The sequence below is a fragment of the Chryseobacterium sp. MHB01 genome (assembly GCF_034651565.1).
Lineage (GTDB): Bacteria > Bacteroidota > Bacteroidia > Flavobacteriales > Weeksellaceae > Chryseobacterium > Chryseobacterium nepalense.
Window position 1 is genome coordinate 179977 of the sequence record NZ_JAYEDA010000005.1, and the last position, 18822, is coordinate 198798.

At 36.7% G+C, this 18822-nt stretch carries 21 protein-coding genes and 1 tRNA gene; 13 read left to right on the top strand and 9 right to left on the bottom strand.

What is annotated here, in order from left to right:
- The first annotated feature begins 1 nt into the window (after position 1).
- Entirely contained in the window at positions 2-811 is an 810-nt protein-coding gene (locus U9K52_RS10460; protein WP_263603053.1) for an anti-sigma factor, read from the top strand.
- A 130-nt stretch (positions 812-941) separates the two neighbouring features.
- On the top strand, positions 942-1886 hold the full coding sequence (locus U9K52_RS10465; RefSeq protein ID WP_322926384.1) for an aldo/keto reductase: 945 nt from the start codon (positions 942-944) through the stop codon (positions 1884-1886).
- 68 nt (positions 1887-1954) lie between these two features.
- On the opposite strand, the gene U9K52_RS10470 is transcribed toward U9K52_RS10465, so the two are convergent.
- Both U9K52_RS10470 and U9K52_RS10475 read right to left on the bottom strand, forming a co-directional pair.
- Entirely contained in the window at positions 1955-3799 is a 1845-nt protein-coding gene (locus U9K52_RS10470) for a chloride channel protein (protein ID WP_322926386.1), read from the bottom strand.
- A 72-nt stretch (positions 3800-3871) separates the two neighbouring features.
- Positions 3872-5143 (bottom strand): NAD(P)/FAD-dependent oxidoreductase, encoded by a 1272-nt coding sequence (locus tag U9K52_RS10475; protein ID WP_248393527.1) that lies wholly within the window; start codon positions 5141-5143, stop codon positions 3872-3874.
- A 384-nt stretch (positions 5144-5527) separates the two neighbouring features.
- Between U9K52_RS10475 and U9K52_RS10480 the strand changes: the two genes are divergently transcribed.
- Both U9K52_RS10480 and U9K52_RS10485 read left to right on the top strand, forming a co-directional pair.
- Positions 5528-6517 carry an aldo/keto reductase gene (locus tag U9K52_RS10480; RefSeq protein ID WP_263603050.1) on the top strand — a complete coding sequence of 330 codons (990 nt, stop codon included), beginning with the start codon at positions 5528-5530 and terminating at the stop codon, positions 6515-6517.
- A gap of 160 nt (positions 6518-6677) precedes the next feature.
- Entirely contained in the window at positions 6678-7244 is a 567-nt protein-coding gene (locus U9K52_RS10485) for an OmpH family outer membrane protein (protein WP_248393529.1), read from the top strand.
- A gap of 88 nt (positions 7245-7332) precedes the next feature.
- On the opposite strand, the gene U9K52_RS21295 is transcribed toward U9K52_RS10485, so the two are convergent.
- Positions 7333-7503, bottom strand: a complete 171-nt coding sequence (locus tag U9K52_RS21295) for a lmo0937 family membrane protein (protein WP_143149831.1) — start codon at positions 7501-7503, stop codon at positions 7333-7335.
- Positions 7504-7627: 124 nt separating this feature from the next.
- The gene (locus U9K52_RS10490) at positions 7628-8425 is read right to left on the bottom strand and encodes a Cof-type HAD-IIB family hydrolase (protein WP_322926388.1); all 798 of its coding nucleotides are present in this window, start codon (positions 8423-8425) and stop codon (positions 7628-7630) included.
- 132 nt (positions 8426-8557) lie between these two features.
- On the opposite strand from U9K52_RS10490, the gene U9K52_RS10495 reads away from it, so the two are divergent.
- Positions 8558-9016: a PA2169 family four-helix-bundle protein gene (locus U9K52_RS10495; RefSeq protein ID WP_248393532.1), complete on the top strand. Its 459-nt coding sequence runs from the start codon at positions 8558-8560 to the stop codon at positions 9014-9016.
- Between the two features lie 57 nt (positions 9017-9073).
- Here U9K52_RS10495 and map read toward each other — a convergent pair whose 3' ends face one another.
- A complete protein-coding gene (gene map, locus U9K52_RS10500; RefSeq protein ID WP_263603048.1) occupies positions 9074-9838 on the bottom strand; it encodes a type I methionyl aminopeptidase in 765 nt (254 codons plus the stop codon).
- Positions 9839-10068: 230 nt separating this feature from the next.
- Here map and U9K52_RS10505 point away from each other — a divergent pair, with 230 nt between their 5' ends.
- From U9K52_RS10505 to U9K52_RS10530, 6 genes are all read left to right on the top strand, one after another.
- Positions 10069-11391, top strand: a complete 1323-nt coding sequence (locus U9K52_RS10505; protein ID WP_322926390.1) for a phosphatidylserine decarboxylase family protein — start codon at positions 10069-10071, stop codon at positions 11389-11391.
- A 91-nt stretch (positions 11392-11482) separates the two neighbouring features.
- Positions 11483-11812, top strand: a complete 330-nt coding sequence (locus tag U9K52_RS10510) for a YegP family protein (protein WP_263603046.1) — start codon at positions 11483-11485, stop codon at positions 11810-11812.
- Between the two features lie 301 nt (positions 11813-12113).
- On the top strand, positions 12114-12434 hold the full coding sequence (locus U9K52_RS10515) for an ArsR/SmtB family transcription factor (RefSeq protein WP_248393536.1): 321 nt from the start codon (positions 12114-12116) through the stop codon (positions 12432-12434).
- 3 nt (positions 12435-12437) lie between these two features.
- Positions 12438-12911 (top strand): SRPBCC domain-containing protein, encoded by a 474-nt coding sequence (locus tag U9K52_RS10520; protein WP_322926392.1) that lies wholly within the window; start codon positions 12438-12440, stop codon positions 12909-12911.
- 23 nt (positions 12912-12934) lie between these two features.
- Positions 12935-13495, top strand: coding sequence for a DUF4256 domain-containing protein (locus U9K52_RS10525; RefSeq protein ID WP_322926393.1), 561 nt, complete (start codon positions 12935-12937; stop codon positions 13493-13495).
- Positions 13496-13753: 258 nt separating this feature from the next.
- On the top strand, positions 13754-14257 hold the full coding sequence (locus U9K52_RS10530) for a hypothetical protein (RefSeq protein ID WP_322926394.1): 504 nt from the start codon (positions 13754-13756) through the stop codon (positions 14255-14257).
- 172 nt (positions 14258-14429) lie between these two features.
- Here the strand turns inward: U9K52_RS10530 and U9K52_RS10535 are convergent, their stop codons facing one another.
- Positions 14430-15458: a threonine aldolase family protein gene (locus U9K52_RS10535; RefSeq protein WP_322926396.1), complete on the bottom strand. Its 1029-nt coding sequence runs from the start codon at positions 15456-15458 to the stop codon at positions 14430-14432.
- Between the two features lie 83 nt (positions 15459-15541).
- On the opposite strand from U9K52_RS10535, the gene U9K52_RS10540 reads away from it, so the two are divergent.
- Together U9K52_RS10540 and U9K52_RS10545 are read left to right on the top strand one after the other, a co-directional pair.
- Complete coding sequence (locus U9K52_RS10540) at positions 15542-16195, top strand: metal-dependent transcriptional regulator (RefSeq protein WP_248393541.1); 654 nt, start codon at positions 15542-15544, stop codon at positions 16193-16195.
- A gap of 292 nt (positions 16196-16487) precedes the next feature.
- Positions 16488-16559, top strand: a tRNA-Arg gene (locus U9K52_RS10545).
- 177 nt (positions 16560-16736) lie between these two features.
- On the opposite strand, the gene U9K52_RS10550 is transcribed toward U9K52_RS10545, so the two are convergent.
- From U9K52_RS10550 to U9K52_RS10560, 3 genes are all read right to left on the bottom strand, one after another.
- Positions 16737-17240, bottom strand: coding sequence for an endonuclease V (locus U9K52_RS10550; RefSeq protein ID WP_248393542.1), 504 nt, complete (start codon positions 17238-17240; stop codon positions 16737-16739).
- A gap of 44 nt (positions 17241-17284) precedes the next feature.
- The gene (locus U9K52_RS10555; protein WP_263603040.1) at positions 17285-17647 is read right to left on the bottom strand and encodes a glyoxalase; all 363 of its coding nucleotides are present in this window, start codon (positions 17645-17647) and stop codon (positions 17285-17287) included.
- Between the two features lie 62 nt (positions 17648-17709).
- Positions 17710-18753: a M28 family metallopeptidase gene (locus U9K52_RS10560; RefSeq protein WP_322926400.1), complete on the bottom strand. Its 1044-nt coding sequence runs from the start codon at positions 18751-18753 to the stop codon at positions 17710-17712.
- Positions 18754-18822: the final 69 nt, after the last annotated feature.

The window sequence follows — 18822 nt, forward strand, 5'->3', positions numbered from 1 at the left end:
ATTGAACACTAAAGAATACATATCATCCGGAATTATAGAATCTTATATTCTAGGTCTTGCTTCTCCTGAGGAAGCAGGTATTTTGGAGTGTGTGATGAAAAATAATGCTGAAGTGAAAGCGGCTTTCGAAGAAGCGCAGAAGACATTGGAAGATCTTGCCACAGCACAGGCTGTAACACCCCCCAATGATCTCCGTACCAAGATCTGGAACAAAATTCAGCAGGAACAGAGTACCGAAGAGCCATTACCTGTAGTCTCTGCAGATATTCCTGCAGCCAAACCTCAGGAAGAAATAAGGATCCAGGGAAATAATAACTGGAAAGTATATGCTGTTGCGGCTTCCGTTTTATTCCTGGTAAGTGTTGCGGGTAATATTTTCTGGATGAACGATCAGGCGGCAACCAGACAGGAAATCGCCAGAATGACCACTGAAAAGAAAAGCCAGCAACTGGCTATGCAGAAAATGAATCAGAAAATGGAAATGATTTCCAATCCTGATATGAAGATGGTCATGCTGAAAGGAGTGGAGAAGCATACGGATTCCAAAGCAATGGTTTTCTGGGATACGAAAACAAAAGCTGTTTATCTGAACGCCGACAAACTTCCGAAAGCTCCGGAAGGAATGCAGTATCAGCTCTGGGCGATTGAAGACGGAAAACCGGTAAATGCAGGAATGTACACCGAAGAAAAAGACAGCAAAACTGCACTCGCCAACATCCCGAAAGCACAGGCTTTTGCCATTACGCTCGAGAAACAGGGTGGAAGCGCGGTGCCAACTATGGAAAACATGTATGTAATGGGCGAAATTTAAAAAATATTTCAACAAAAAAATATAGAAAGATCAGCAATTGGCTGGTCTTTTTTTTGATTTAAACGTGAAATTCAACAGCTTTTTGGTATGAAATTCTCTGTTAAAAGCAGTAAACCAATCATTAACTAATATGGAAAAACGGACAATTAAAAATACAGATTTACAGATCGCTCCCATAAACTTCGGGGGAAATGTTTTTGGATGGACTCTGGATGAAAAACAGTCTTTTGATATTCTGAACAAATTTACAGGTGAAGGTTTTAACTTCATAGACACAGCGGATACTTATTCCTGGTGGGTAAATGGGAAAGGAGGACAATCTGAGGAAATCATCGGAAAGTGGATGAAAAGCCGAGGAAAAAGAAATGATCTGGTGATTGCCACAAAAGTAGGGTCAGAAACAAAAGAACACGGATTTGATATCAGCAAAAAGCATATTTTGAAATCCGTTGATGAATCCTTACAACGATTGCAAACCGATCATATTGATTTATATTATACCCATTTTGATGATAAAATCACACCCGTAGAAGAAACACTTCAGGCTTATGATGAAATTATAAAAGCTGGAAAAGTACGGTATATCGCTGCTTCCAACATTTCACCTGAGAGACTAAGAGCCTCCTTTGAAGCTTCGGAGAAGAATAACCTTCCGAAATATGTTGCCCTACAGCCGCATTACAATTTAATGGAAAGAGAAGGTTTTGAAAAAAATTATGCTCCTTTAGCTGAAGAATTCGGATTGAGTGTATTTCCTTACTGGTCGCTGGCTTCAGGATTTTTAACGGGAAAATACCGGAGTGAAGATGATCTGTCTAAAAGCAAGAGAGGAGAAGGAGCCAGAAAATATCTGAATAACAAAGGTATGGAAGTCTTGAAAGCATTGGATGAAATTAGTGCAAAACACAATACAAAACCGGCAACGGTAGCACTATCCTGGCTGCTTGCCCAACCTCTGATTACCGCTCCGATTGTAAGTGCAACCAGCGAATCTCAATTGGAAACATTATTTGCTGCCCCAAAACTTCAACTGGAAAATGATGATCTTGAGCTATTAAATAAAGCAAGTCAGTAGCATTAACTTATAGAAAAGCCGTTCAGAAATAATTTTGTACGGCTTTTAATTGTTTAAATTAATTTTATTTATTCCGAATATTCTTTTAACAGCTGTCTGTAGCTCATTAAAATCGTGGATTTTGAAATAAAACCGATAAACTTATTCTGAGAGTCAACAACCGGCAAATTCCAGACACCGGCATCATCAAAAGTCTGAAGAATCTCCAGGGGCTTATTTTCAGGATGAATGACAGCAGGAGGAGCTTTCATGATCTGACTGAGTGATACTGAAATGCTATCATTCGCAAAAAGATAGGGACGAATATCATCCAGTGTAAGGATTCCGCGAAGTGTCTGATCATCATTGATGACAGCGAAAATATTCTTACTGCTGTTTTTTACCCTTTCAAACAATTCCGTAATCGGTGCATTTTCTTTCACCGTCTCAGAATAGCGGTCAATAAAATCCTCTGTTTTTAATGAAAATAAAATATTTTTATCATGTTTGTTGGTAAAAATTTTCCCCTGATCCGCCAGGGATTTCAGTTCCGGGGAAATTGGTGAAAACCATTTTGCTATCAGATATGAAATGATGGAAGCAATCATCAGCGGGATAAAAAGATCATACCCGAAGCTGGATTCCGCAATCAAAAAAATGGCTGTAAGGGGAGCATACATCACGCCGGCCATTGCTCCGGCCATTCCCACCAAAACCAGATTTGTTACCGGCACGTCCGGAAGTCCGATCTGCTGGCAGATTAATGCGAATAAATAGCCTACAGTACCACCGGCAAAAAGCGATGGAGCGAAATTCCCTCCGTTTCCGCCGCTGAAAATCGTAAATGAAGTTGCAAATGCTTTTAACAATAATACGAGAATTAAAAATACAATAATGGTAAAATTACCAATATCAAAATATCTGAAAAGGCTGTTTTCTATAATCCTGTGCATATCTCCGTTGGTAAAAGCTTTTACTGTTTCATAACCTTCTCCGAATAAAGGAGGAAAAAGCACACATAACATTGAAAGAACCGCCCCGCCAAACATCGCCTTACGAAGTCTCGACATGTTTAACTTCTTAATAAAATGCTCGACCTTTTGGGAGATGATCACAAAATATCTTGCGTATAAACCGGTTATAATTCCTAAAATCAGGTAATAAGGAACATTTTTATAATTAAATGCTTCGCGTGTATAAAACCTGAACAGAACATCTTCCTGCAATAAGATTCTTGATAACAAACTGCCGCAAACCGCAGCCACTACAAGCGGAATGAAATCCGTAAAGACAACTCCTGTCAGCAGAATCTCAAATGCAAACATAATTCCTGCAATCGGAGCATTAAAAGCAGAAGCAATTCCGGCAGTGGCACCTGCTGCCAATAGAAGGGTCCGTTCTTTATAACTGAGCCGGTAGGTCTGTGCAAAGTTTGATCCGATGGCTGCACCGGTAACCGCAATAGGACTCTCCAGTCCGGCAGAACCTCCCAAACCGACTGTCACAGCGCTTTGCACGATCTGCGAATACATTTTCACGGAAGAAACAATACTTGAATTCTGTGCAATTTCATAGAGAATTGCACCAATTCCTTTTCTGTCCTGACCTTTAAAGATTGTCAAAACAATACTTGTCGTTAAAACAATTCCCAGAAAAGGAAATATTATATAAAAAAGAATCTGGTACTCAAAATGAACTTTTGTAGTGATAAAATGGTGGATCGCATGAACCAGCGATTTCAGCAAAACACCGGCAAGACCTGCGGTACAGCCAACCAAAATTCCGGATAGCACCAGAAACTGGTTCCTGCTTAATCTGTTATTGAGCCAATGAAGAATGAGTTCGTAGCTGCGCGCTTTTTCAAGCCCGTATTTTTGAAAGTCTCTTTTGAACTTTAAAAAGCTCAGAAACTTTTTCTTCTGATGAATATTCACTTTTGAGATTTTATACTGTAAAAGAATATTTACAGCTCTGTAAATTTATGAAATATATCATGAATATTAAAATTATGACCTTCCTGTGGTGTCTCTTTTCGGCCTTAAAATTAAACGGATTGAAGGATTATTGGTAATGAAAAGCCGCATCCAGTTGAATGCCAGACGTACTTTGCTGCTGAAGCTTACCAATGGAATAATGTGGATAAATAACCAAGTAAGCCACGCTATAAAACCTTTAAATGAAAATTTAGGCAAATCAACTACCGCATCAAATTTTGAAATAATAGCCATGCTTCCTTTATCATTATAGGCAAAAGGTATTAAAACTTTTTCATCTTCAATTCTTTTAAAATTCTTTCCTAAATTTTTAGCATGCTGAATAGCGACCTGCGCCAGCTGAGGATGCCCTTTCGGATATTTTTCCTCCGTAAGCTGCAACGCTATGTCGCCTAAAGCAAAAATATTGGCTGTGCCGTTCACTTTATTATAAGCATCTACCAGCAGTCTTCTTCCTTTTCCGATACTTTCTTCAGGAATACCGGGAACCTCTCTTCCAACCACCCCGGAAGTCCAGATCAGTGTTTCGGTCTCAATAACCTGTCCGTCCCCGAGAATTACTTTGCAATCTTTATAATCTTTAACCGCCGTATTAAGGATAATTTTTACACCCAGCTTTTTAAGTCTTTCATATGCGGCTTCCTGAGCCATTTTGCTCATCGGTGAAAGAAGAGTAGGTAAAGCATCAATCAGAAAAATATTGGAAAGTCCCAGCTTTATTTCCGGATATTCTTTTTCTGCAATATAGGTTCCCATTTCCGCGATCATTCCGGCAAGCTCCACACCGGTTGGGCCGCCACCTGCAATCACTATGTTCTGAAGTTTCTGTGCCTCCTTTACATTCTTATTTCTTGCGGCTTCTTCGAGAGTAAGGAGCATGTGATTTCTCAGATATAACGCTTCATCAATGGTTTTCATGGGTAAGGCACATCGTTTTACATTTTCCATTCCGAAGAAATTGGATTCTGTTCCCAAAGCCAAAACAAGATAATCATATTTTAAAGTACCGCTGTCGGTTTCAAGAATATTATGTTCAGGATCTACTTTTACGAGACTTCCCATATGGAAATTCACATTTTTATAATTTGAAATTAATTTTCTGAAAGGATAACTTATATTGGAAGCTTCGATGAATGAAGTTGCCACCTGATAGATCAATGGCGGAAAGAAATGATAATTGTTTTTATCAACCAATGTAATTCTGAAACGGCTGTCATTCACCAACGATTTAATAAGGTTGACTCCTGCGAATCCTCCTCCGACGATAACGATATGTTTTTTCATAAATATATATTGAAATGGTGCCTGAAACAATCCAATAATAAAGCCAAAAAATTAGTCTGTGGTATCCATTTACACAGGATTATTGTATACTATTAATGAATATTTTAACCTTAATTTTAAACGCCTTTCAAAAACCCGATTATATATTTGATTTTCATGCACTTAAACATATTTTATTTAAAATATCCTGCTGAACCTTTCAATTTTATCCGGATAACTTCTGAAAATTATCTGGATCATCTTTCCGGTTTATGCGAATAAATTTTTAACAGGCTGAAATCTGAGCAAAATGATCATTCAAAAATATCAGAAAAACAATGTTTAAAAAAGCAAGTGCACGATGTTTGTATCTCTTAGTTCACCAATCATTAAATAGTATCATATATGAAATCAGACATTTTAACGGAAAAACACAGGTTAGGATTAGGTGGTGTGGCAATAGGAACTGCCTTTGAACCCCTTACGGACGGGCAGTCTTATGAAGTACTGCAAAAAGCATGGGATCTTGGAATACGCTATTACGATACATCACCCTGGTACGGGCTTACAAAAAGTGAAAGGCGATTCGGGAATTATCTTCACGGTCAGAACAGGGAAGAATTTGTTCTATCTACCAAAGTAGGAAGATTATTCGTAGAAGTTCCTGAAGATGAAGTTCCTCCAACAATGTGGCAGGATCCTTTGAATTATGATTTTGAGCATAATTATACTGCAGATGCCATCAAAAGGTCTATCGAAGAAAGCCTGGAGCGATTGCGCCTTGATTATATTGATATTGTCTACGTTCATGACCTTTCCGAAGATCAGGTGGGTGACCGATATCCCTATTTTTTGAAACAGGCAAGGGAAGGAGCGTTTAAAGTATTATCTGAACTGAGGTCTGAGGGTGTTATTAAAGCCTGGGGAATGGGTGTTAACAAAATAGAACCTATTCTCGACTGCCTTGATTCTGCGGATCCGGATATTTGTCTTTCTGCGACACAGTATTCTATTCTTGAACATGAAGATGCGGTAGACCGGCTATTGCCGGCAGTTAAAAAGGCAGGTGTAAGGCTTGTTTCCGGAGCGGGCTACAACTCAGGGTTTATTACCGGAAGACCAAGATATAATTACAAGGATGTTATTCCCAAAGGAATGACCGAAAAACGGGACCGGATTTCAGCAATCGCCAAAAGGTACGATATCGATATTGTAGATGCAGCCCTTCATTTTGTTTTGGCCGCTGACGAATTTGCCTCAATTATTCCCGGAGCAAGCAAACCCGAGCAGGTAGAAGATAATGTGAGTGCACTTCAAAAAAATATCCCATCAGATTTTTGGCAGGAACTGCGGTCGGAGGGATTGATTTATGAAAAAGCACAGGTCCCCGGTTGATAAAAATATAAAGTCTCCTACAAGGAGGCTTTTTTATTGAAAATATCACGAAATAATATTTTAGCCTAATTAAAAATTTAAAACTTTTTTATTATCACTAATCAAATAGTTATATTTAATTATATTTGCTGTTCATTTGAAAATAATTTAAATATATACAATGAAAAAGTTAATAATAGCATTTTCCTTAGCTTCAGGACTTTTCCTGACCTCCAATTTTGTGCAGGCTCAACAGAAAATCGGGCATGTAAATTCCGATGATATCTTTGATAATTTGTCTGAAACAAAAACAGCAGAAGCTTCACTCGATACTTTTACAAAAACAAAGCAAACTGAAATAGAAAAGCTGATCAGCACCTATGAAAGTAAACTCAAAGCAGGCCAGGAAAAAGAAAAAACAATGACAGAAGCGAATAAAGCCGTATTAATTAAAGAACTTTCTGCCACACAAACCGAGCTTGAAGCTTTAGGAAAAAATATAGAAGATGCAAGAGTGAAAGCAGCACAGGATATTTCAAAAAAACAGACTGAACTGTTCACACCTATTCAAAAGAAAGTTGCCACCATGATTGCTACCGTAGCAAAAGAAAAAGGTCTTGCTTATGTATTTGATATTGCAGCTTCACAGGGCAACAGCAATATTGCGTATATGGATGGCGGTGAAGATATCACACCTGTTGTGAAGTCTAAATTAGGTGCAGCCCCTGCAAAGCCTGCGGGCAAATAATACAATCCGATTATCATAATTAAAAAAGCTGGAAATTAAGAAGTTATACCTTCCCATTTCCAGCTTTTTATTTTTCGTTTTTTGTAATCTAATCGAGGGGTCTTCTTCCTGATATAAGATTGTAAAGAACTACAATAATTGCAATAACGAGCAATATGTGAACTAAATAACCCGTATCCATTCCAGGTACGACACCTAACATTCCTAAAAGCCACACAACTATACAGATAACTGCGACTAACCATAATATACTTCTCATAACTAAATATTTTAAGTGATTCGGTTAACTATATACACATATTGTGCCTTTTTATAAAGAATATGTTAAAAATATATACCACAAAATTAAAAAGTTGTATAAATACTTATAAAATATTTTTAGGTCAGAGAACTCCAAAATGAATCAGGGCAGATTCAATTCCATGATTGTCAACATCTTCAGTTATATAATCTGCTATTTCCTTGACATCATCATTGGCATTTCCCATGGCAACGCCAATTTGCGTGAATTTCAGCATCGCGATATCATTTCCGCCATCCCCAAAAGACATGGTTTCGCTGATAGCGATACCAAAATAATCGCAAAAATGTTTGATTCCGGTACTTTTTGTGGTTCCGCCATGATTTACATCCGCAAACAAAGGACTCCATCTCGATGCTGAAGAATTTGGCATCACCTTTTCCATAAACGTATTTTCATCCTTTTTTTCAAGGAAAATGTTGGCCTGAAGCACATGATCAGTATCAATATTTTCTTTATCATGAACAGGCGGGACGGGAAGATTAACATGGCCATACATTCCTATAACTTCCGGTGTGGCATCATTGATTTCCACTTTATCTTCATACATCAATGAATAACTTAAAGGAAAATCTTCTGCATACTGAACAAGATTCTTTATATCAGAAGAATCTATGAATTTTTTATACATTACTTTTCCTTCCGTAGTGATGCAGTAGCTTCCGTTGAAGGTAATAAATCCATCAAAAGTAATATGCCTGATGTGATCTAATGAGTTAATGGAACGCCCGGTAGCAACAATTACTTTTATTCCTTTTTCGCGAAGGCCTTGTATGGCTTTATGGGTAGATTCCGGGATTGTATTGGTTTTAAAACTGATCAATGTACCGTCAATATCAAGAAATACGGCTTTTATATTTGGTTTTTCTAATGAACTCATATTGAATTTTGTGAGATATTTATACAAAATACGTACAATTTTTTGGTTTTAGTTTAAAATTAAAATAAGCTTTGTAATTTTTGCAGTAGGTATAATTCTTGTACACCTCCTGATACACCAAATTACAGTATTATGAACAATAAAGAAGAAGCATCAGTATTAAATGATCTGTTGCACATTACCAATGACAGAATTGAGGGTTTTGCAAAAGTGGAAGGGAAAGTATGGGAAAATTATCCCGATGTAAAACCGGAATATGCCAAGTTACATTCACTTTCCAAAGTAATGAAGAACGAACTGATTGATCTTATTCATGAAGATGGGGAAGAGGCAGACGATTCATCTTCAGTGGCAGGAGCCCTGCACCGTACGTGGATTGATATTAAAAACTCTTTTACTTTAGGAAATAAAGAAGAATCTACCATTGAAAATGTGATATTCGGGGAAAAAGCAGCGATTGAAGCGTACCAGAATGCCATCGACAGCGGGAAATTGACCCAGAACAGCCTGGATATTGTTTCGGAACATTTAAAACATATCAAAGATTCTTACCACCAGTTCAGCAAAATGAGTGAATATAAAAATAAATAAATACACGATTATTCAACTAAAACAGGACACTTCTTATTGAAATGTCCTGTTTTAATTTTAATTAAAGATTTCATTCATTTCCGTCAGGATGATCGGCTGTCCGTCCGTAATGATAATAGTGTGCTCATGCTGTGCCATGTAACCGCCTTTGTTGCCAACCATTGTCCAGCCGTCTTTGAGTTCAACAGCAATATTCGAAGATGTTGAAATAAATGTTTCAATTGCTACAACAGTATTTTTTCTGAACCTTCTGTTATCAAAACGGTTTCTATAATTCATCAGTTCATCCGGTTCTTCGTGGAGGCTTTTCCCAACACCGTGGCCGCCCAGATTTTTAATTACTTTAAAACCTCGTCTTTTGGCTTCAGTTTCCATCAGCAGCCCGATATCAGAAATTTTAACGCCTCCTTTAATATTGTTTATCGCCTTATGCAGAATTTCTTTAGAAGCATTTACCAGCGTTGCATGCTTATTAAGATCTTTTCCGATAACAAATGAATTTCCATTGTCTGCCCAAAATCCGTTGAGCTCTGCAGAAACGTCTATATTAATAAGGTCTCCTTCTTTCAACACTCGCTGCTCAGAAGGAATACCGTGACAAAATTCATTGTCTACACTTATACAGGCGCAGCCGGGAAATCCGTAGGTGAGGGCAGGAGCAGATCTGGCTCCAAAACTTTTAAGAACTGCAGCCCCGAAATCATCAACCTCTTTCGTGGTCATACCCGGTTTTGCAAACCCGCACATCTCTTTTAAAGTAAAAGCAACGGCTTCACTTACTTTTTGCATTCCGATTAATTCAGACTCATGGGTTATAGACATCTTAAAAATTTGATACAAAGATAATGACTTATTATTATGTATTGCACCTCAGATAAACGATACACGTTCCGTATTAATACTTAGATTTCATTTTGAGTATAATTACGGTTGATCACATACCTGTTTCCGCTGTAATTTTACCCTAAACTAATACCATGGAGACCAGAAACCATTTAAACGGGGCGCATCCTGAAAAGCCATACGAGTAAGGTTCTAAAAAACACCATATTATGAATCACGTAAAGTACAGGGTGGGGAAATGGCTTCCATCCGACAGGAATTTCCTGAACAAGTGGATTGAAAAGAAAATTGCACAGGTTAATGCATATCCGCTTCCGCTAAATCCCGCTATTGAAGATCTTAGAAATGCCATTTATAATGACGCAGTGCTTTATATGGGCTTTACAAGTATGTATGACCAGATTCCTCAGGGTTATAATGATCAGGTTAAAAACTTTGAAACCATGCTTCAGATCATGAATCAGATTCTTCAGGAAGGGCCTTGCTATAGTAAGATTGAAGACCAAATCGGGTTGGTAGGATTTCCCATCAATGCTATCCTGGATTGGGCAATGGGTACGGAAGGCGGTTATCTCGCATTTACCAATACATTGGTCAATCAAAAACTGCAGGTGATTCTGAATGAATGGAAAAATTTCCTCGAGTCTCCGGAGTCTACCTATGTTCTGGTAGACGGCCCTATATACCAGCCACAGCCGGATTATACTGCTCCTGTAGGATGGTTTTCGCAGGAAGCACTGGAAGCTATCGCCAGCATGGACCCGTTGAGAGGGCAGGGCAATGATCCTTATGATGCGCTTCAAAATTTTATTTACAATTATCAATGCCAGCCGGATCAGCCACATTTCGGGTATAAAAGCTGGGACGATTTTTTCACAAGAGAATTTAACCCTGGTGTTCGGGAAGTGAGTGAAGAAGATAAAAATTCGGATGTAATTGTAAATGCCTGTGAATCGGCTCCGTATAATTGCGTTACCAATGCTATGATGAAAGATAAATTCTGGATGAAAGGCCAGCCGTATTCGCTTCTGGATATTATGGATAATCATGAACTCGCCCAGGAATTCGGTGACAACAGTACTGTTTACCAGGCGTTTTTATGTGCTAAAACATATCATCGCTGGAACAGCCCGGTTGATGGGACAATTGTAGCTATCCAAAATGTACCGGGAACATATTATTCCGAAGCTCCGGCTGAAGGGTATGATCCTGCAGGACCGAATGATTCTCAGGGATATATTGCTGAACTGGCTACCCGTGCATTAATTTTCATTAAATCAGATAATGAAAAAATCGGACTTATGTGTTTTGTAGCCATCGGAATGGCGGAAGTTTCCAGCTGTGAAATTACTGTTGCACCCGGAGATTACGTAAAAAAAGGCGATCCACTCGGAACATTTCATTTTGGAGGATCCACACATTGTCTGATTTTCCGTCCGGGAGTTAATATCAATTTCGATTTTCACGGACAGACACCGAGCCTGAATACCTACAATATTCCTGTAAAAGCAAGAATTGGTGTTGTAGAATAACATACAATATCATGTTATAAACCATACTGAATAAACATTTTCTAGTCTAATTTTATTTTGATAATCATAATAATACTATATAAATTATTACATGACAAAGTACATTATCCGCAAATCTTTTGACGGGAAATACCGATGGGTTTTAATAGCGCCGAACGGGGACAATTTATTAACCAGTGAGGCGTATACTTCAAAAGAAGGCTGTTTAAACGGAGTACAGATCAGCAAAGAAAGTCTTAAGGATTCAAATTTTAAAATGTTAATGACAGCAAAAAAATATCAACCGTATTTTACGCAGATTGCTGATAATTATCAAATATTGGCCAGAAGTGAAATATATTCAGCGGCTTATGCCAGAGATGCTGCATCAGACACTGTTAAAAATTATGCAGCAGATGCAGTAATTGAAGATCTTTCTTAATATAAAAAGGCAGCTGTGATAAATAGCTGTCTTATTTAATAGATGCAGTTCTATAAATAAAAATATTTTAAGAAACAATTTATAGCTTTAATATTAAAAATTACTGAACAATTTTAAATTGAGAACAAAACTGATATTTAGCGTCAAATTAATGATTTAGAATACATTATAAAAATCTGAAATATATTCTATTTAACATAATATAAATTATAGGACTTTTAAAATTTAAGATAAATACCCTTTTTATTATAATTTGTGTAGTTAAATAACTTCACATATATTTGTAGACAAATAACTACACATGAACCTAAGACGTGATGTTTTTCAGGCCATTGCAGATCCGACACGCCGATCAATCTTAATACTGCTGGCTTCGCAGTCTATGACAGCCGGCGCTATTGCATCTAATTTCAATACCGCAAGACCGACCGTTTCCAAACACCTGCAGATCCTTTCGGAATGCGAACTGCTTAAGCCTGAACAAAACGGCCGGGAAATCATTTATCATCTCAATGCTGAAAAAATGAAAGAAATTGCCGATTTTATCGAACCGTTCCGCAAAATGTGGGATGAACGGTTCAATACGCTTGAAAATATTATGAAAAACTATACAACAAAATAATTTATGGAACTCAAAACAAAAATCACTGCCGAAGACGGCAAACAGGAAATTTTCATTACACGAGAATTTGATATTCCTTTAAATCTTCTTTTTAAAGCATATACAGATGCGGAAATTGTCGGTCAATGGATGGGAACAAATGTGTTAACATTAGAGAACAGAAAACACGGCAGTTACCAGTTTGAAACCAGAAATAATAACGGAGATATCATTTTCAAAGCACATGGAAGCATCCACGATATTATTTGGGACCATTTAATTATCAGAACATTCCAGATGGAAAATACTTCTTTCCCAGCACAGATGGAATTCTTAACATTTGAAAAAATTTCAGATGATAAAAGTAAAATTACCATTCAGAGCATTTATAAATCGGTGGAAATCAGAGATCAGATGCTAAAATTACCTTTTGCCCAGGGAATCAATATGGCTCACAATAGATTAGAGGAAGTTATCTTATCTCTTACTAAACAATAACTTGAATTCTAAAATAAAACATTATGACTAAAAAAAACCTATCAAAAGAACAGAAAGAAGCACTGCTGGAAACCTTACGAACACGATTTTCAAAAAATATGAACCGGCATAAAAACCTGGAATGGAACCAAATAGAAGAAAAACTGCTTGAAAACCCGGACAAACTCTGGTCTTTGAACGAAATGGAAATCACAGAAGGTGAACCTGATGTAGTAACCTTTAATGATGAGACGAACGGTGAAATTTTATTCTTCGACTGTTCCCCCGAAAGTCCGAAACGCAGAAGCCTTTGCTACGACTATCAGGCGTGGAATGCCCGAAAAGCCAACAAACCGGAAGGAAATGCTCTTGACAAAGCCGCTGAAATGGGTATAGAAATTTTAACTGAAGCACAATACCGTAAACTCCAGGAACTTGGTAAATTTGATCTTAAAACTTCAAGCTGGATCCGAACTCCGGAAAAAATCAGACAAATGGGCGGAGCCGTTTTCTGTGACAGAAGATACGATACTGTTTTTCTATATCACAACGGTGCCGAATCTTATTATGCCGCGAGAGGATTCAGAGGTTGCCTTAAAGTTTAGAGTATGATTCTCAAAAGAATAAAATTCAATATTTTTATGGTTAAAATTTCCCGCGGATTTACACGGATTTCTAAAATATACCCAATTTTTTCTTTACATCTGATGTGACTGATGTGTTTAAATTTCTTTTGCCATTTGTGGTTATAAAAATTCTCTTTTCCATATTGGACCATAAATTGATTTGTTTATTCCAATTTAATTTTGAAACAAAATAGTATTGCTATTTTAGCATAAATATTAATTCAAATAAAAAGGGATATGAAAAAAGTAATCTTATTAGGAGCATTCTCAGTTTTCTTGGTAAACTGCAGCAAAAAAGCAGAAGCTCCCGCTGCCGAAACAGCACAGCCTGATACCGCAGCTACTGCAGAAAAAACAATCGATACACTTACGGCAAAATCATTTTGCTACATGGGTGTTACCGGAAAAGACACTGTTTTTGTAAGCATCGATGACAACCTGGGAACAATTACCGGAAAAATGGCATCTAAAAACAGCGAAAAAGACAGCAATAAAGGTGAATTATCAGGATTTAAATCCGGAGATACACTGAAACTGACATACGAATTTGCTTCAGAAGGCAAATCAGGAAACAAAAATGACATCTTTTTTCTCCAGACCAAAGACGGACTGAGCGAAGGAATCGGTGACAGAGATCCTCAAACAGGAACAAAATATGTTAATGAAAATAAAATCAAATACGCCGGCGGAAGAGTCCTAAAAATTGCAGACTGTAATCTTGTAGCAAAAGCTTTACAGTAAAAACTCCAGCAAGGGAGTCCTGAAAGGACGACTTACCCAAGGATAGGATAAAATCCTATCAAACAAAACAACATTAAAAAAAGTCCTGAAAGGACGACTTATCCAATTATGGGATAAATCCTATCAAAAATACAACATTCAACAAAAAACAGCCTTCAACGAGGCTGTTTTTTTATAGTTCATTTTTAATAATTCCAATAAATTCTTCTACCGGTTCATCCGCGGTATTCCAAGAGGTAATGAGACGGATTGCCGAAAAGTCATCATCAATTTTTTTCCAGACATAAAACTCAAATTTTTCAGACAGCCTTTCAATCAGGCTATTGCTTAAAATAGGAAAAATCTGGTTGGTATAGGTATCGGAAAGAAACCGCACTCCCCTTTCCTTCATCGCATTTTTAATTTTCATCGCCTGCCGGTTTGCGTGTGCCGCAAGTTCGAAATACAGATCATCTTTCATCAATTCCAGAAACTGAATTCCAAGAAGTCTTCCTTTTGCCAGCAAAGCACCTTTTTGTTTGATATTAAATGCAAAATCCTGCTGCAGTTCTTTATTATTGATCACGATGGCCTCTCCTATCAATGCTCCGTTTTTGGTTCCGCCAATATAAAAAGCATCAGTAAATTCTGCCACTTTTTCGAGGGTAAGATCAGTAATTTCAGCAGTAAGCCCGTGTCCCATTCTTGCTCCATCCATAAAAATATAAAGATTATTTTCCTTGCAAAATGATGAAAGCTTTTCAAGTTCAGCCAAGGTGTAAACGGTACCCAATTCTGTAGAATTTGAAAGATAAACCAACTTTGGCATGACCTGATGCGGAATATTTTTGTGACTTTGCAATACAGGGATAATATCTTCCGGTGTCAGTTTTCCGTCTTCTTTATCGATACATAAAATTTTGTGACCGGTAGCTTCGATGGCTCCGGTTTCGTTGTTTAAAATGTGCCCCGTTGCTGCTGAAATAACACAATGATAAGGTTTTAAAATGGAAGAAATTACAATAAGGTTGGCCTGCGTTCCGCCTGATACAAAATAAATATCTGAATTCGACTGTATTTTCTGACGTATAAGATTTTTTGCTTCCAAAGAATATTGGTCCTCTCCGTAGCCTGCCTGCTGATCATCATTATAAGATAATAAAGCTTTTAAAATATTGGGATGACAGCCCTCGGAATAGTCGTTTTTAAAAGAAAATTTCATAATGTAAAATTAAAAAACTAAAAAGAAACTCTCGTACATTTTCATAAAATTTTGTTAGATTTGTAATTAAAATCATCTAACATTTGAAAACAACACTCACGGAAGAAAATTATCTGAAAGCTTTATTTCATCTTGTCGACAGTGAAAATAAAGTAACGATTAATGAGCTCAGCAAATTTTTATCCGTAAAAATGCCGAGTGTAAACAATATGATGAAAAAGTTTGCCGAAAAAAACTGGGTCATTTATGAAACTTATAAACCGCTTGTCGTTACTGAAAAAGGATGGCGCGAGGCTGCTTTAGTAGTAAGAAAACACCGGCTTACAGAAATGTTTCTGGTAAAAAAAATGAACTTTGGCTGGGAAAATGTGCATGAAATTGCGGAACAGCTGGAACATGTCCATTCTACCCTTTTCTTTGATAAAATGGATGAAATTCTGGATCATCCGAAATTTGATCCTCATGGAGAACCTATTCCTGATAAAGATGGAAATATTATCGCACAGGATCTTCAGAAATTAAGTTCATGTAACGTGGGAGAAACCGTTGTATTTGCCTCTGTGACGTTGTCTGACGATTCTTTTCTTAACTATCTTACTGAAAGAAATTTACTTTTAAATAAAAAAATAAAGATCTTAAAAATTGAAAGTTTTGATAAATCTTTCACTGTAGAAGTTGACGGAAAACAGGAAGTTTTAAGCAGAAAAGCTACCGATAAAATTTTGGTTAAAATATAAATCAGACTTATCCACATTTTTTTGTGGATAACCTGTGAATTTTAACATTTAATTATTGTTTATAAGAATTTTTATTTCTAAATTTACTATGTAATACAATTGAAGTGGAAACATATTTTGCTTTTTTCAACTCTGAAATCGCAATTAAATTTATAAAAATTTAAGCATAGCATTGTCGGCTATGCTTTTTTATTGTTGTCTAATTAAAAAAATGAGATGTTTTATCTACTGAATCCGTTCCTAAAGAACGGATTCTTTCATTTAATTAAAATATTTTATACATTTGATGAAAGGTCTCATAGTTCAACGGATAGAATAGAAGTTTCCTAAACTTTAGATCCAAGTTCGATTCTTGGTGAGACCACAAATCTATAATAAAATAAACCGACAGTAAAACTGCCGGTTTATAAAACAAAAATTGATATGGATATGATTGATAGTATGAGTATTTCATAAATGTCAACCTTACAAATTTATATTTATTTAGAATAATTAAAAATAATAAAGTGATGATATTTGTCAGTTTTACTATATTTATTCACTATTCAGTTCTTGTCAGCTGATCCAGCTTTTTAAGCAAAGTGGGAATTCTGAAATTTCCGTGCATTTCTTCTACTTTACATTTAATTTCATCAACATCCGCTCCTATGGCTGTCAAAAAAAGAGGCGTTTTACTGTCTCCCCTGTACACCGATCTTCTCTGATCATCAGGTGAATTAAATCCGTTTTTCGCAATTCCGATAACCGGAAATTTACCTCTCAGAGTTTGAAAAAGATGACCGCCCAATCCTGTTTTTCCTTCATTGTCCAGTGTTACATATCCGTCAACTATAATCAGGTCTCCCTCTTTCAGAGTAATTTTTTTCAGAAGACTTAAGACACATGGCAGTTCTCTTTTGTAGAATGCTCCGCTCTCATAATCGGCGGTAACTGCTGTTGTCTCTGTAAAAATCTTATTTTCAATTTCAGAATCCCAACTTTCAAAAGCAATACACACCGTTTTTGCTTTATCACCGAAATAATAGGTGTCAAATGCGTAAATCATTTATAAATTAACCATTATCAGTTTGAACTGACAAATTTTAAGTATTAAAAAAATTCTCCGAAATGCCACAAAATACCAGACGGATCATTTAAAAAGCATTCTTTTCCCCAAGGCATCGTCTTCACCGAAGATAATTTCACTCCCGGATATTTATCCGTAAGGTTGAGGGAGCTAAGGTAATTCCAAAACTCATCCGTATTCTCTACTTCAATAAAGATCATGGTATTATCAATCCAGTCTTTTACATAGGCGTCCTGAAGATAGAATGCGGTCTCGTTCCATCGGAAAAGTGAAAGCTTCGGTTCTAAAATAACTTCTTCGAAACCAATATTTTTATAAAATTTTCTGCTGATCTCAAAATTTTCGGATCCGACAAAAGGCCGTATGGATTTTAGTTTTTGACTCATATTTTAATATTTTAAATACAATAAAGGCAAATTATTTAAATAATCTGCCCTTACTTGTTTATTTATTTTTTATCAACGATAATTCGATCAGGTCTGTTGGCAATTTCCCATGCAGTAGCAAAGACAAGCTGTGTTCTTTTTGCAAGCAGATCATAATCAATTTTTTCTACATCATCGGTTGGTTTATGGTAATCTTCATGAATTCCGTCAAAGAAAAAAGCAACCGGGACATTATTTTTGGCAAAATTATAATGATCAGAGCGGTAATATAATCTTTGGGGATCGTTCGGATCATCATATTTATAATTCAGTTCCAAGTTATTCGTTCTTTTATTGGCTTCTTCGTTAATTAGCTTCAGCTGAGAACTCAGCATTTCAGATCCGATCACATACACATACTGTTTTCCTCTGTTTTCAGGATCATCGCGGCCGATCATATCAATATTAAGATCAACCACCGTATTGGCAAGCGGAAATACCGGATTATCAGTATAATACTCAGAACCGAAAAGGCCATGCTCTTCTCCGGTAACATGAAGAAATAATACGGATCTTTTAGGTCCTTTCCCTGATTTTTTTGCAGCCTGGAAAGCTTTTGCAATTTCCATAACGGCTACCGTTCCGCTTCCGTCATCATCTGCACCATTATACACAACGCCATTTTTTGTGCCGACATGATCATAATGCGCGGAAACAACAACTATTTCTTCGGGCTTTTCAGATCCTTCAATAAAAGCAAGAATATTTTCAGAATCCGGAAGATTTGAACCCCCTCTTTTTTTCATAAAATCAGAAGGAACTTTCTGGTAATAAGAACCAAGAGCCTTTGGAAATGAAATTCCCAGGTTTTTATAATAATTCACCATATATTCGCCCGCTCTTTTCTGTCCGGGACTTCCTGTATCACGCCCTTCCATTTCATCGGAAGCAATCACATATAAGTTCTTCTTAAGATCTGCAGCTTTAATTTCCTTATAAGCAGATACAAAAGCTTTATCACCTTTTACAGCTGAATTTTGAGAAGAAGAAACATCGGAAGCGGTTTTGGCAGTTCCACAACTTACCAGTAGAACTGCTGAAAATACAGGAACTAATAGTTTTCTCATTTTTTATTATAATTTGCTTAAAAATAACAAAATTAATTTACATTCCTGCGAAAGGGTAATTTTCTTATA

Coding starts and splice junctions, on each gene's coding strand:
- U9K52_RS10560 (WP_322926400.1), bottom strand. CDS start 18,753: ATGAGAAAACTATTAGTTCCTGTATTTTCAGCAGTTCTACTGGTAAGT.
- U9K52_RS10555 (WP_263603040.1), bottom strand. CDS start 17,647: ATGAGTCAAAAACTAAAATCCATACGGCCTTTTGTCGGATCCGAAAAT.
- U9K52_RS10490 (WP_322926388.1), bottom strand. CDS start 8,425: ATGAGTTCATTAGAAAAACCAAATATAAAAGCCGTATTTCTTGATATT.
- U9K52_RS10485 (WP_248393529.1), top strand. CDS start 6,678: ATGAAAAAGTTAATAATAGCATTTTCCTTAGCTTCAGGACTTTTCCTG.
- U9K52_RS10495 (WP_248393532.1), top strand. CDS start 8,558: ATGAACAATAAAGAAGAAGCATCAGTATTAAATGATCTGTTGCACATT.
- U9K52_RS10525 (WP_322926393.1), top strand. CDS start 12,935: ATGACTAAAAAAAACCTATCAAAAGAACAGAAAGAAGCACTGCTGGAA.
- U9K52_RS10535 (WP_322926396.1), bottom strand. CDS start 15,458: ATGAAATTTTCTTTTAAAAACGACTATTCCGAGGGCTGTCATCCCAAT.
- U9K52_RS10505 (WP_322926390.1), top strand. CDS start 10,069: ATGAATCACGTAAAGTACAGGGTGGGGAAATGGCTTCCATCCGACAGG.
- U9K52_RS10465 (WP_322926384.1), top strand. CDS start 942: ATGGAAAAACGGACAATTAAAAATACAGATTTACAGATCGCTCCCATA.
- map (WP_263603048.1), bottom strand. CDS start 9,838: ATGTCTATAACCCATGAGTCTGAATTAATCGGAATGCAAAAAGTAAGT.
- U9K52_RS10475 (WP_248393527.1), bottom strand. CDS start 5,143: ATGAAAAAACATATCGTTATCGTCGGAGGAGGATTCGCAGGAGTCAAC.
- U9K52_RS10515 (WP_248393536.1), top strand. CDS start 12,114: ATGAACCTAAGACGTGATGTTTTTCAGGCCATTGCAGATCCGACACGC.
- U9K52_RS10510 (WP_263603046.1), top strand. CDS start 11,483: ATGACAAAGTACATTATCCGCAAATCTTTTGACGGGAAATACCGATGG.
- U9K52_RS10550 (WP_248393542.1), bottom strand. CDS start 17,240: ATGATTTACGCATTTGACACCTATTATTTCGGTGATAAAGCAAAAACG.
- U9K52_RS21295 (WP_143149831.1), bottom strand. CDS start 7,503: ATGAGAAGTATATTATGGTTAGTCGCAGTTATCTGTATAGTTGTGTGG.
- U9K52_RS10530 (WP_322926394.1), top strand. CDS start 13,754: ATGAAAAAAGTAATCTTATTAGGAGCATTCTCAGTTTTCTTGGTAAAC.
- U9K52_RS10520 (WP_322926392.1), top strand. CDS start 12,438: ATGGAACTCAAAACAAAAATCACTGCCGAAGACGGCAAACAGGAAATT.
- U9K52_RS10480 (WP_263603050.1), top strand. CDS start 5,528: ATGAAATCAGACATTTTAACGGAAAAACACAGGTTAGGATTAGGTGGT.